Below are 13,508 nucleotides of genomic sequence, written 5' to 3'. Positions count from 1 at the left end.
GCCGGCCCCGCCCCCGGCCCCGACACCCTTGGCCGGGGGGGGGGGGGGGTGCCACGTTGGGGGGGCCCGGCCCTCGCCCCGGCCCCCACTCATCTGGCGTCGGTGAGTTGCCGGTGCCTTCGCCTGACGGGGCGAAGGGCGTCTTCGGGGTCGGTGAGCGCCGCCTCTGTGACCGGTGATCAGCCTCCCCGTGATGCCCGACTATTCGCCCGTCCCGGCCTCGGGATCGGAGGCGGTCACGAACGAAAGCAGCTGACGCCCGAGACCTCTCCTCTCTCCCCCGGCCGGGGCGGCTGTGGGAGGGTTCCCTGGCCCGCCGTCGGCTCTGGTGCCGGCGGCAGGGGCCTGAGGTCTCGGGCAGCCGGCAACTCGGACGGGCGGTGTCCTTATGCGGGTTCACCAAGCTGTCCGTTGTCCGCATCGCGAACCTGGCAACCGCCCTACTACGGCAGACGATGGTCGTCGAAGGGGTTGTCGGGCTCGTGGGGTTCGTACCGCTCGAAGTCGGGGCGGTCGATGAGCTCAGCGACTGAGAAGGGGTGCCGGTGGTCGGTGAGGAGCCGGTGGACGAACTCGGCGGTGGAACCCTCGAACCGCGCCCAGCTGTCGCCGTCCTCGTTGCGGGCGATGACCGGCCACCGGTTCGGGTCTGCGTCCTCCGTCAGCCAGTAGAACTGGTCGGCCTGGACGGAGCCAGCCCACTGCAGGAGCCCGCCCGGGGCCGGGTGGAGCTGGTGAGGCCGGTAGAGGTCGGCGATGCCGGGGTCGGCGGCGGCGAGTTCGGCAAGGTGGAGGGTGTGCTCGACGAGGCACAGGAACTGCGGGAACGGGTCGTCGTGGCCGGGCGGGGGGCCGGGCAGGGAGATGTCGAGGAAGCCTGCGAACGTGCCAGGGCCGAAGTGCTCCGCCAGGTGCCGGTAGTCGGGGGGGCAGGGCGGTACCGAGCCTGGCCTCGGCCGACGACCAGTCGACGGGCCACTGCCGCGACTTCGGCCGGCCCGTCGCGGCGGCGAGCCGCCGAACCCAGCGGTCACCCGGCACGTCGACCTCTTCCTCCCCGTCCTCGGCGAGCAGGCAGGCCGTCGCCGGGTCGGCCCGGCGGGCCGTCACCGCGACCAGGTGCGGCGCGCCGCCGTCGTTGTCCCGGACGATCCCGCAGCCGATCCAGCGCTCGCCCACCGCCCACCCGCACAGCTCGACCAGACGCCCGGCGAACGGGGCTACCAGCGGCAGCCCGCTGTCGCCGTCGAGCGTCGGGTCGACGAAACCGCCGGTCGCGAGGTTGCGCGACGACCCCCAGCGCGGGCGCAGCGCCTCAACGAGGCGGCGGTGGGCGGTGGTGAGGTCGCCGTCGGCCGGCAGGCAGGCGATGCCCGGGGCCGGGCGGGCCAGCAGGGCGTCGATGCGGTGCAGGTGGTCGGTGGTGTCATCCATGGCGTCAGTCAACCGCGGGCCGCTGACAGGGGTTTCGGTAGTTCTCGCCGCTGGCGATCACAGGTCGACGGTCAGCCGGCGGATCGCCTCGGTGTAGATGCGGACCAGCTTGCTCAGGTCGCTGTTCTCTCGTCGTCGCCCGGGCGCGGTCCTTCGCGGGCGTGGACGAGCGGTGTCATGCGGCTGGCGGAGGTCGAGAGCCTCGAATGGCCTACCTGGTCGACCAACTCCTGAAGCCCGCGAACTATTCAGTATTCTACCATAATTCGATGGAAAGTCATATTCATTGGGGATGTGGAAAATTGGCAACTCGTTCGCTATGTTGGCGCCCATGACTGCTAGCGCTGAATTAATTGTCGAATCCGGCGAATTGCGCCTGTGGACCGAACGGGTCGGCAACTCGAACGACCCGGCGGTCCTCCTGGTGATGGGGACCGCCGCACCCGGCATCGGATGGCCGGACGAGCTGGTGGATGTGCTGGCCGCCAGCGGTCGCCAGGTCATCCGCTACGACCACCGGGACACCGGCCGCTCCACCTGCCTGGACTTCGCCACCCACCCCTACACGCTGGCGGACATGGCAGCCGATGCGACGGCCGTGCTCGACGGCCACGGAGTCGCCGCCGCGCACATCGTCGGGGCCTCCCTGGGCGGTGCGATCGGCCAATGGCTGGCCGTTCACCGCCCTGAACGCGTACTGACTCTGACCGCGATGATGACCGGCCCGATGGGCCACAGTGCGGGCCCGGCCTGGGCGCGCGCCATGGCCGGCCAGGCACCCGACCCCAGCGACCTGCCGCCACCCGCAGCACGCTTCCTGGCGCACCTCGCACAACGCGCCGCTCTCCCGCAGGGGACTCGCGACGAGTACGTCACAGCGAACCTGGAGACGTGGCGCGTGCTCAACGGCGACATCCTTCCCTTCGACAAGCCTGCCGCTCGCCGCTTCGTGGAAGCCTCCTTCGACCGGACCGGTAACCACAGTGCGGCCCTCAACCACGATCTGGCTGGACGCCACATGACCGAAGACCGCCTTGCTCCGCTGTCCTCGATCAGGGCCCCGACACTGGTCATGCACGGCACGGAAGATCCCCTGCGCCCGCTACCGCATGGCCGTGCCCTCGCCGATGAAATCCCTCACTCCCGATTCCAGCCGATTCCCGGTATGGGGCACACACTGTTCTCCCCCGGACTTCCCCAGCAGATCGGCGAAATCATTCGCGAGCACACCGTGTAGGGAGCGGAACGTCGGGCAGGCAGCGGTCAGTCGGCGACGGCTCGCCAGGCGGGGCCGTCACCGTCGAGGTGAACCCGGCCGAACACCACGTCCGCGAAATGGACGCCGAAGCCGATCGTGCCCGGTCGGGCCAACTCGGCGACCAGGCGCCGGCGTTCCTGTGCGGCCCGGTCGGGGTCGAGGTCGGCGGCGGCCGACCATTCGGGGTGGTCCACCTGGACCGGTGAGTGCATGGCGTCGCCGAAGGCGATCAGCCGCTCGCCGCCCCCGGCGATGACGTAGGACGCGTGCCCGGCGGTGTGGCCGGGGGTGAGCAGCACGTGCACGCCGGGGAAGATCTCGTCGCCGTCGAGGACGGTGCGCACCTGTGGTGCCATGATCCGGAGGATCTCGTCGGTGATGCCGCGCGCCGCCAGGAGGTGGCGGTGTGCCCATTCGGGTGCGGCGACCAGGAGGTCGCGGCCGGCGAACGCGGGCAGGTCGCGGCCCGGGGCGGGGTTCCAGGCCCAGCCGATGTGGTCGAGGTGCAGGTGGGTGATGGCGACGGCCTCGATCGTGGCCGGCGGACGGCCCAGTGCGGCCAGGTTGTCGAGCAGCGCACCGCCGTGAATGGCCCCGCGCGGATTGCCCGGCTGGGCCGGGATCGACTGCGGGCCGAAGCCCGTGTCGATCAGCAGCGCACGGTCGCCGTGCTCCACCAGCAGCGCGCCGATGCCCGCCGCCAGGTTGCCGGAGTCGTCGAGGTACTGGGGGTGGGCGGCCCAGTCCTCCTCCGTGCTGCGGGGGAACCAGCCGCGCGCGCTGAGTTCCACCGCCCCGTCCGGCACGTAGGTCACCTTCGTGTCGCCGAGTCGGAGTGATCGTGTCATCGCCGGTCGCCGCAGTCGCTCGGCCAGCGGCGTCCGGTCCGTGGCCTGTTCCTTCGGGGTGTTCGTCATGGTCGCTCTCCTGGGGCGTGGCGGTGAAGGCGCGTTCGGTCGGTTTCGGTCCGACGTGGCGCCGGCCCGGTGGCGGGCGTGCCGAGCAGGGCACGGCCCGCGGATCGAGTGGGGAACCGTGGTCGGCGGTACCGGCCGCATCGGCGGCAGTGACCGCGGGTGTCCAGTTCACTCCGGTTGGAGCTCGCGATCCAGCAGCACTTCGAGTTCGCGACGATCACGAATCGCGATCGTCGCGCGCCGCCTCCCGACAGGCCTCCAGCAGGAAGCGCACGCGCTCGGGGGCGGCGGCACCGTGCACCGCCAACACGGTGGGCAGGGAGAGTGCCGCCTCGGCGCTCCGCGCTCCGGCCGGGGAACGCACCGGCAGGAAGGCCACCTGGTCGCCGCGCAGCTGGTGGGCGTGCGCCGCGTACACCACCGTCCAACCGGCAGCACCCGCGCCCAGCGCCGCAAGGGTGTCCTGGAGTGAGCTGTGCGGTGGTCCGGGCACGGGCTCGAACCCGGCGTCCCGGCAGGCACCCATGACCAGATCGACCAGCGGCGGGTTGCTCCGGCGTTCCGTCAGGTGAAGCGGTAGCTCCGAGAGCCGGACGAGGTCGACCTCGTCCGCCCCGGCCAACGGGTGGCGGGCCGGCAGGGCGACCACGAGTTCCTCCTGCCACACCGGGATCAGCCGCACGCCTTGCGGCGTCGTCACCTCCCCGCGCACGAAGGCCGCGTCCCACTCCCGGTCGGCGACCCGCCGCAGGCGCTCCTCCGGCGCCGCCGACGCCAACTCCACCCGGGTGCCGGGCGCGTTTCGCCCCAGCGCCGCCAGCACCCGTTCCAACCGCACGCCCATGCCCCGGCTCGTCCCGACGCGCAGCACGGTCTCCCGCTCGGCGACGAAGCCGCCGACCAGGTCCAGGGCCCGTTGTTCGGCCGCCAACACCTCACGGGCGCCGGGCAGGAACGCCGCCCCCGCGGCAGTCAGCCGCACGCGGCGCCCCGAGCGGTCGAACAGCTCGACGCCCAGCTCACGCTCCAGCCGACCGATCTGCTGGCTGACGGCCGACTGCACGATCATCAACCGCTCGGCTGCGCGACCGAAGTGCAACTCCTCCGCCACCGCCACGAAGTACCGCAACTGACGAAATTCCATGACCTCGACCGGATCGGGAGCAGGGCACCGCCAGGCTACGGCAAGCACCGGTGCCCCGGTCCGACCGCTCACCTCACCCCGTCGCGGGGGGCCTATCCCTGGGCGGTGGGGCGAACGACGATGTCGCCGACGTCGACACCGTCCGGTTGCTCGATCGCGAAGGCGATGGCGCGGGCCACTGCGGCCGGCGGGAGGGCGATCTCCATCAGCTTGTCGATCTGGGCCTTCGCCGCCGGGTCCATGTGCTCCGCGAAGTCGGTGCGGACGGCGCCGGGTGAGACGACGGTCACGCGCAGGTTGGGGCCGGCCTCCTGACGCAGGCCCTCGGAGACGGTGCGCACGGCGTTCTTGGTGGCGGCGTACACGGACTGGAGCGGGACGATGCGCAGTCCGGCGGTGGACACGGTGTTGACGAAGTGTCCGAATCCCTGCTCCCGGAAGAGGGGGAGGGCCGCGGCGATTCCGTACAGGACACCTTTGAGGTTGACGTCGATCATCTGCTCCCAGTCCTCGACACGCAGGTCGTCGAGGGGGGAGATCAGGCCGATCCCGGCGTTGCTGACGAGGACGTCGAGCTTGCCGTATCGGTCGCATGCCAGCTTGACGAGGTTGGGGAGGTCCTCGCGCCGCGTCACGTCCGTGCGGATCCAGGCGGCCTCGCCACCGACCTGTTCGATGCGGGCGGCCAGGGCCGCGAGACGCTCCGGACGGCGTGCCCCGAGGACGACCTTCGCGCCGCGCTCGGCCAGCAGAAGCGCGGTCGCCTCGCCGATGCCGCTGCTGGCGCCTGTGATCGCCACGACCTTGCCTTCGATTCCTGGCATGCTCGCCTGTCCTTCCAGAGTGCGGATTGCGGAGTTGGAGTGCGGAGTGTGGAGTGCGGAGCAGAGGGGGCGTCCGGGCAGGTCGGACCATGCCCTAGAGTGAAAGTGGAGGCTCCGCCACTTCGCCCAGGTTAAGTGGCGGAGCCTCCACTTAGCAACGGAGAATGAGCAACGGAGAGAGGGAGCGAGCCGCCGATGACCCGAGAGGCAGGGCGCCCGCTGAGGGCCGACGCGCAGCGCAACCGGGACAAGATCCTGGCCGCCGCGGTGCGCGTGTTCAGCGAGGAGGGGCTCGACGCGCACTTCGAGCGGATCGCCAGGGAAGCGGGCGTGGGAACGGGCACGCTCTACCGCAACTTCCCGACCCGAGAGGCGCTGATCGAGGCGGCGTACCGCAACGAAGTGGCCCGGCTGTGCGAGGCCGCCGCCGGCCTCCTGGCGACGATGCCGCCCGTCGAGGCCCTGCGGGTGTGGACTCGCCGCTTCATCGACTACGCCACCGCCAAATACGGCATGGCCGATGCCCTGCGAGCCGTCGTCGCCTCGGGCAGCAACCCCTACGCCGACAGTCACGAGATGATTCAGGGCGCCCTCGACTCCCTGATGGAGGCCGGTGCCGCCGCCGGAACGATCCGCTCCGACATCCGTCCGACCGACATGTTCGCCGCCCTCGCCGGAATCGCCCTCACCTCGGCCAAACCCGAGCAGCGCGAGCAGGCCGAACGCCTCCTCGACCTCACCCTGGACGGGCTGAAATCCGTGCCGCCTCAGTTGCCCGGTAACTGACGACAGAACCCGGACGTCACCAGGTCGCCGGTTCACCGCTCGTGCCGCTCGCGCCGACGAGCGACGGACGCCGCCCCGGACAGCGGCCCCACCGAGATCTGCTCGACGGGGGGAGTGGTTCGACCCGGACAACGCCCCCGCTCGCCTTCAGCGGCGAGGCGCCCGAACGCCCGCAGGACTGCGTAGACAGCGCATCAACGCACCGCTGACCCCGGCGTCCCAGACGGCGGAGGGCGTGTCCAGGCCCGCGCCGACCCCACGGGCCCTCCGGGCTCGCACACGGCCTTCGGCGTCAACACAAGCGTTGATCAAGTGTCAATTCCTGCTTCGCAAAGTCTCGACTTCCCTGTGCCGTCAACGGAAGGGAAGACCTGGAACACACGTCAATGCGCGGCAGTCACCCCCCGAGCGGGATTCCACGATGTCGACCGACCATCTGGCGTCGAGTCGCCGCGACACTCGTCCTCACCCTGACCGTGGGCCTGTTGCAGGCCCTCGCGGTCACGCAGGGGGCGCCCGCCGTCAATGCCCCATCTGCCACCGCGACGTACCCAAATCCATACAAACCTGACCAAGTCCTACTAGAGATGCCGGGGGCCGGGCCTGCAGGAGCGACCTGCCGGCCCGGCCGCTGCTGTGGGGAGCGGGCGCCCTACTCGGAGCTCCTCCCCGCGTTGACGTGACGTATACCGCCCACTGCTTCGATCGAGCGTCACTCGACACCCGGTGTCTCCTGATGAGGCGCCGTGAGATATGAGGAACGGAATGCTTGACCGTCATATACGTTCACAGTTGGGAAAAAGGTCGCCGATGACGCGATCTTTCCCGGCGCGCGTAGCTGTCGTCCTGGTGCTCGCTCTGATCGCCGTGCTCGCGCAGACACTCCCGACGTTCGCACCTCCCGCCTCCGCCGCGATCACAGATGTCACGGTGGCGACCTGGAACATGCGCGGGGGCACGGCGAAATGGTCGAACCCCGACGACCTGCCCCACCTCCTGGACCGGTATCACGTGGTCGCGTTGCAGGAGCATCCCGACACCGTGCCGCCCGGCATGGTGCAGACGGACATGAAGTTCGTGCGTCCGGGGTTCGACACCGATACGCCCGGGTGGAACGACGACGCAGACGGCGCGTTCCGCGTCGTCACGTACCAGTGGACCCACCCACAGAACGGCCGTGTCTACTACGTCTACTACCTGGAAACCCCTCGAAATGGCCGGGCGCTGGTGACGGTCAGCGATCGGGAGGCAGTCGCAGTCGGCGTTCTTCCGGCGGTGGGGGGTGTTGCCAATCCGCGCCCCGCGTTCGGTATCCGCCGCGATGACGCTTGGTTCTACAACATTCACGCGGACTCCCCAGGAGGCCCGGATGCCCCTGGCCTGGTTCAGGCCGTTGCGAACAAGTACCCAGGTCCGGCGGCCTCGTGGACAGTGATGGGCGATTTCAATCGGGAGCCCGACACACTTCCGCTGGGGCTGGGCGGGCCCGGGACTCAGATCATCGACTCCGGACTCCCGACGTACAAGGTACCGAACCCTGAGTCGGAATACGACTACATGGTTGCCCACGGGCTTCAAGCCGGCCATCAGTACGCGGCACGCCGCCTCACGTATATGGAGAGCTCCGACCACTACCCCGTTTCCTTCGCCGTCGACCCGAGCGGTCGGGGTCAGGTCTGCAACCGACCAGGTCCTCCGGTCCCCGCGCCCGCTCCCGCCCAGGCGCCGGTCGTACCCAGGTCGGCTCCGGCCTCCGAGGCCGGTGCCGACACCGCCGGGTCCACGTCTGAGGCGGACTGCGCTCCGTCCAAACCCAAGGCGATCGTCTCGCTGGGGGACAGCTACATCTCTGGCGAGGGCGGGCGCTGGGCGGGCAACGCGAACACGAAGGAGGAGGGGGACGTCTGGGGGACCGACCGGCGGTCGCGGTGCCAGACGGGGCAGGACTGCGTGTACGACGCGACGTCCTACGACTTCAACGGCAACCGGTGCGATCGCTCGGACGTGGCGCCGATCAAGGGGACGGAGTACGCGGACGTGCCGCCGGAGCGACGCTTCAACCTCGCCTGCTCCGGGGCGACGACCAAGAACATCCTCTCCGACGGGTTCAAGGGGCAGAAGCCACAGGTCGAGCAACTGGCCGACCTTGCCGCCGTTTACGACATCCGCCTGGTCGTGGTGTCCATTGGCGGCAACGACCTGGACTTCAGCGGCATCGTTGCGAACTGCGGGGTGGCCTACTTCGTCGCCGACGCCACCCTGAAACAGCCCTGCTCCCGGGCCAAGGAGGGCGAGTTCGCGGGCAAGCTCAACACCGTACGGGCCGAGATCGTCAAGACGCTGACCGCGGTCCGAGCCACGATGCTCCGGGCCCGACAGTCGAACTACGAGCTGGTGCTCCAGTCCTACCCGAACGTGCTTCCCGGCAAGGACGCACTGCGTTACGGCGAGGGCCAGACCTCGGAAGGCGGGACGGGCGACCGGAGCCGCTATGTGACGGGCGGGTGCCCGTTCCTCAAGGTCGACGCGGACTGGGCCCACACCTCCGTCGTGCCCCGGATCAGCGAGATGCTGCGCCAGGCGGCCGGGACGGCCGGGGCACGCTTCCTGGACGTGCAGAACGCCTTCGCCGGACACGAGCTGTGCGCCAACACCGCGCAGCAGGCGACGAGCGCGAACAGCAACGGCGCCCCACTGCCGACGGACAAGGCCGAGTGGGTGCGCTGGGTCCCCTACCTTCCGGGCTGGGAGAAGTGGGCGACGGCGAAGCAGGGCGACGTCCAGGAGGCCATCCATCCCAACGCGTTCGGGCAGCAGGCACTGTCGCGCTGCCTGACCGAGTTCGGCAAGGCGGCGTCCGGCTCCGATCGGTACATCTTCAACTGTGCCGGTTCGAACGACGGTATGAAGGTCACTCCGGACACCTCTGCGGTGCGTGAGGGCATCGTCCGACTGCGCAACGCCCGGACGGGGGAGGTGCTGGACGCCGAGACCGACAAGTTCGACGACTATCTCGTCACCCGCCCGGACAGCGGGAAGGCCAGCCAGCGGTGGCTGCTCCACAACGTGGGTTCGCAGATCTCGTTGCAGTCGGTGCAGCACGTCGGGCGCTACCTGGACCGCTACAACAACTGGACCAACATCGGCCCCAAGGAGACCGGCTGGTACGTGTCGAAGGCGGCCGACGGCCGGGTCGCGCTGTCCATCGGCGAGAACAGCAGGTGTCTCACGCAGGACCCGGGGAACCGCTCCAGGGACCTCAACTGGGTCAGCAACGACTTCTGCGCCAAGGGTGTCCAGGAGACCCAGTACTGGAACATCGAGTACCCCGGCGACGTGGTCATCACCCCCCGCGACCCGGACTCCGGCACGGATCCGCGTGAGGGCCAGCAGGTGGAGCTGCGCTCGGCCACCGGCATGGCCGTGGACCTCAGCGGCAGCAGCACCGCCGCCGGTACGAGCGTCCAGGCGTACGAGCCCAACGGCTCCGGCGCCCAGCGGTGGGTGATGCGCTCGCTCGGCGGCGGGAACTGGCGCATCGCCGCGTCGGCGAAGCCCGACATGGTCGTCGACCACGATCCGGGGCCGCACACCACCCACCTCATCCAGGCCCAGGAGGGCAACGCCAACCAGGTGTGGCAGCCCAAGGGCACCGGCACCGGCTGGTACACCCTGGTCAGCGGTGCCGACGGCGGCTGTCTGACCGCCGGCGCCGGGGGTGCCGCACTCGCGGTGACGGCCTGTGACGCGAACAACCAGGCCCAGCGGTGGAAGTTCCGGGAGACCGGGACGGGCACGCAGGTGGGTACGATCCGCGGGTTGGGCGGCAAGTGCGTCGAGCCGCGCGGTGGCAGCCGGGACGACCGGACCCCGATCCGGCTCGCGGACTGCGCCGGCTCCGACGGCCAGGCGTGGACGGTCGCGGCCGACGGCACGCTGCAGGCCCTGGCCAAGTGCCTGGACGTCGACGCCGGGCGCGCCGACAACGGGACGGCCGTCCAGCTGTACGCGTGCAACGGGTCCGCCGCCCAGAAGTGGATCTACTCGGCGCGCCAGGAGCTGCGGAACCCGAACTCGGGCAAGTGCCTGGACGTCCCCGGCTCGGACACCGGCCGGCCGCTGCAGATCTACGACTGCAACCGGTCCGACGCCCAGAAGTGGCAGCTGTCCGCCCGCCCGGTGGGCCAGCCCGACGGCGGTGACGCGGGCGACCCGTTCGACGCCTCCCCGGACGGGCGCGGCACCAAGCCGGCCGCCTCGGGGGACTGCCGTCCCGAGGGCATGACGCCCACCCCGGGCGTGGCGGCGCGGTACTGCGACGTGTACGACGGCGCGGGCCGGGAGTGGGTCGGCAACGACCGGACCCGGCGCGTGGTGGGCTACTTCACCGGGTGGCGCGCGGGCGTGAACGGCGACCCGAAGTACCTGGCGTCGAACATCCCCTGGTCGAAGGTGACGCACGTCAACTACGCGTTCGCCGACGTCAAGGACAACCGGATCAGCATCGGCGACCCGAACGACCCGGCCAACCCGGCGACCGGCCTGAGCTGGCCGGGCGAGAAGAACGCCATGGATCCGTCCCTCCCGTACAAGGGGCACTTCAACCTGCTGAACACGTACAAGAAGCAGCACCCGGCGGTGAAGACGCTGATCTCGGTCGGCGGCTGGGCGGGCACCCGGAACTTCTACGCGATGACCACCAACGCCGACGGCTCGGTGAACCAGCCGGGCATCGACGCGTTCGCCGACTCCGTCAGCGCCTTCCTGGACCAGTACGGGTTCAACGGCGTCGACATCGACTACGAGTACCCGACGGCGCTGCCCAACACCGGCAACCCGCTGGACTGGGACGTCTCCAACCCGCGCCGCAAGGGCCTCCAGCAGGGCTACAACGCGCTGATGAAGACGCTGCGGACCAAGCTGGACCGGTCGGGCGCGGACAAGGGCCGCTACTACCTGCTGACCTCGGCCGGCTCCTCCTCCGGCTACCTCGTGCGCGGGCTGGACGCCGGGCAGGCGCTGCAGTACCAGGACTACGTCAACGTCATGACCTACGACCTGCACGGCTCCTGGAACAAGTTCGTCGGCCCGCAGGCCCCGCTCTACGACGACGGGAAGGACAACGAACTGGCCGACGCCGGGATCTACAACGACCAGGCGCCCAACACGAAGGACTTCCAGAAGGAGGGCTACTTCAACACCGACTGGGCCTACCACTACTACCGCGGCGCCCTGCCGGCCGGCCGGATCAACCTCGGCGTCCCGTACTACTCCCGCGGCTGGCGCGACGTCCAAGGCGGCACCGACGGGCTCTGGGGCACGGCCGCGATGGCGGACCAGGCGCAGTGCCCGCTGGGCACCGGCGGCCGCGGGCCCGCCAACGCGCAGTCCTGCGGGCGGGGCGCGGTCGGCATCGACAACCTCTGGCACGACCTGGAGAACGACCGGGAGGTCGGCGCCGGGTCGAACCCGCTGTGGCACACCAAGAACCTCCAGGACGGCCGCACCCCCGGCTACCTGAGGTCCTACGGCGTCGACACCGGCCTGCCGACCGGGCAGCTGACGGGCACCTACGCGCCGAAGTACTCGGACGCGCTCCAGTCGCCCTGGCTGTGGAACGACGCCAAGAAGGTGTTCCTCTCCACCGAGAACGAGAAGTCGATCGACGCCAAGGCCCGCTACATCGTCGACAAGGGCATCGGCGGCGCGATGATCTGGGAGCTCGCCGGCGACTACGCCCAGCGCCAGGGCGGGGAATGGGGCATGGGCTACGACCTGACCACCCGCCTCGACAACGCCTTCAAGGGCGCCGGCGCCGCCGGCAGCACCAAGGCGGGCGGCCGGCCGCAGCCGGCCGAGGTGATCGACGTGAAGGCCGAACTGGTGGACTTCCCCACCGGGGAGAACGACTTCTACCCCGTCCAGCCGAAGCTGCGGATCACCAACAACTCCGGCGTCACCCTCGCCCAGGGCACCGAGATCGCCCTCGACCTGCCCACCTCGATGCCGCCGATCGTCAAGGACAACGACTACAAGGAGATGAAGGGCCTCGTGCCCGGCCACACCGGCCCCAACACGGGCGGCCTCAAGGGGGACTTCCACCGGCTCACCCTCACCCTCGGCTACTGCGAGGACCTGGCGCCGGGCAAGTCCCGGGACATCGACCTGAAGTACTACCTGCCGGTCACCGGGCCGTCCAACGTGACGTTCAAGATCGGCGGACGGGAGTACGGCTCGACCGGGGACCAGCGCCGCGACGTGCGGACGGTGGCCCCGCCCGCCCCCGCGGCCGGCAGCTCCTGCCAGGCCCCGGACTGGAAGCAGGGCCAGGTCTACCGGCCCGACGGCGGCCGGCTGTGGCGGATGTACGACAAGGGCGACAAGGGCTGGATGTTCGAGTACGGCGACAGCCAGACCGGGAAGCCCATGATGATCGACAACAACCCCGACCAGTCCCGCGCGCACCTCGTGGAGCTGAACGACCAGAACCCCAACCAGTACTGGCGGATCCAGGACGCGGGCGGCGGCCTGTACACCGTCTCCGGCGGCGGCAGGTGCCTGACCGCCACCGCCTCCCGGCAGGACATCGCCTCGCTCGCGTGCAACGGACGCAACGAGCAGAAGTGGCGGCTCGTCCCGATCGCCGACAACGGCAGTGAGGGGGCGCCCGGCGGGCCGAAGCACAACGGCCTGTTCAAGCTCCGCTCCGCGAGCGGCAGCGACATCGAGGTCGCCGGTGGAGCCACTGTCCGGGAGACCCACCTCCTCACCGGCGACCCGGCCGCCTCGACGGCCGCGTTCGTGAAGTACCAGGGCTACTACTGGTACGCCCAGTGGTACACCACCGCCACCCCCGGCACGGCGGAGGCCAACGGCGGCCGGCCGTGGAAGAAGCTGAGCCCGGCGCCGTAGCCCCGTCTCCCGGGACACAGCCGGCCGGCTCCTTCGTCGTCCAGGCCGGTCGGACCGCACCGCCGGGCTGTTCAGCGGGCGCCGCGCCCGGTCGGTGACGGCCCCGGGAGACACCCGGTGCCGTCACCTCCGGAGTGCGTCCCACAACGACCGCAGCGGGGATCGGTGCAGGTATCGGTGCAGGTATCGGTGCAGGGGCGAGGCCGGCCGGCGGTGAGGAAGTACCAGCCGGC

General features: G+C 70.3%; 8 protein-coding genes. 4 read left to right on the top strand and 4 right to left on the bottom strand.

All coding sequences use genetic code 11. The features are described from left to right. Nucleotides 1–443 precede the first annotated feature (443 nt). Complete coding sequence (locus ACFV6D_RS12855; RefSeq protein WP_063351877.1) at nt 444–1,034, bottom strand: hypothetical protein; 591 nt, start codon at nt 1,032–1,034, stop codon at nt 444–446. An 85-nt stretch (nt 1,035–1,119) separates the two neighbouring features. Between ACFV6D_RS12855 and ACFV6D_RS12850 the strand changes: the two genes are divergently transcribed. Beyond that, complete coding sequence (locus ACFV6D_RS12850; protein WP_380559585.1) at nt 1,120–1,668, top strand: hypothetical protein; 549 nt, start codon at nt 1,120–1,122, stop codon at nt 1,666–1,668. Nucleotides 1,669–1,765: 97 nt separating this feature from the next. Next, nucleotides 1,766–2,671, top strand: coding sequence for an alpha/beta fold hydrolase (locus ACFV6D_RS12845; protein ID WP_380559583.1), 906 nt, complete (start codon nt 1,766–1,768; stop codon nt 2,669–2,671). A gap of 26 nt (nt 2,672–2,697) precedes the next feature. On the opposite strand, the gene ACFV6D_RS12840 is transcribed toward ACFV6D_RS12845, so the two are convergent. The 3 genes from ACFV6D_RS12840 to ACFV6D_RS12830 form a co-directional block, all read right to left on the bottom strand. Then, nucleotides 2,698–3,609 carry an MBL fold metallo-hydrolase gene (locus ACFV6D_RS12840; RefSeq protein WP_380559581.1) on the bottom strand — a complete coding sequence of 304 codons (912 nt, stop codon included), beginning with the start codon at nt 3,607–3,609 and terminating at the stop codon, nt 2,698–2,700. Nucleotides 3,610–3,826: 217 nt separating this feature from the next. Then, the gene (locus tag ACFV6D_RS12835) at nt 3,827–4,753 is read right to left on the bottom strand and encodes a LysR family transcriptional regulator (protein WP_063351876.1); all 927 of its coding nucleotides are present in this window, start codon (nt 4,751–4,753) and stop codon (nt 3,827–3,829) included. 92 nt (nt 4,754–4,845) lie between these two features. Then, on the bottom strand, nt 4,846–5,577 hold the full coding sequence (locus ACFV6D_RS12830) for an SDR family oxidoreductase (protein WP_380559579.1): 732 nt from the start codon (nt 5,575–5,577) through the stop codon (nt 4,846–4,848). Between the two features lie 195 nt (nt 5,578–5,772). Between ACFV6D_RS12830 and ACFV6D_RS12825 the strand changes: the two genes are divergently transcribed. Next, entirely contained in the window at nt 5,773–6,363 is a 591-nt protein-coding gene (locus ACFV6D_RS12825; RefSeq protein ID WP_380559577.1) for a TetR/AcrR family transcriptional regulator, read from the top strand. A 1,950-nt stretch (nt 6,364–8,313) separates the two neighbouring features. Further along, on the top strand, nt 8,314–13,275 hold the full coding sequence (locus ACFV6D_RS12820) for a glycosyl hydrolase family 18 protein (RefSeq protein ID WP_380559575.1): 4,962 nt from the start codon (nt 8,314–8,316) through the stop codon (nt 13,273–13,275). Nucleotides 13,276–13,508 lie beyond the last annotated feature (233 nt).

Origin of the sequence: Kitasatospora sp. NPDC059812, assembly GCF_042732075.1 — a bacterium.
Taxonomy (GTDB): Bacteria; Actinomycetota; Actinomycetes; order Streptomycetales; family Streptomycetaceae; genus Kitasatospora.
This window is presented reverse-complemented; position numbering and strand designations above follow the sequence as displayed.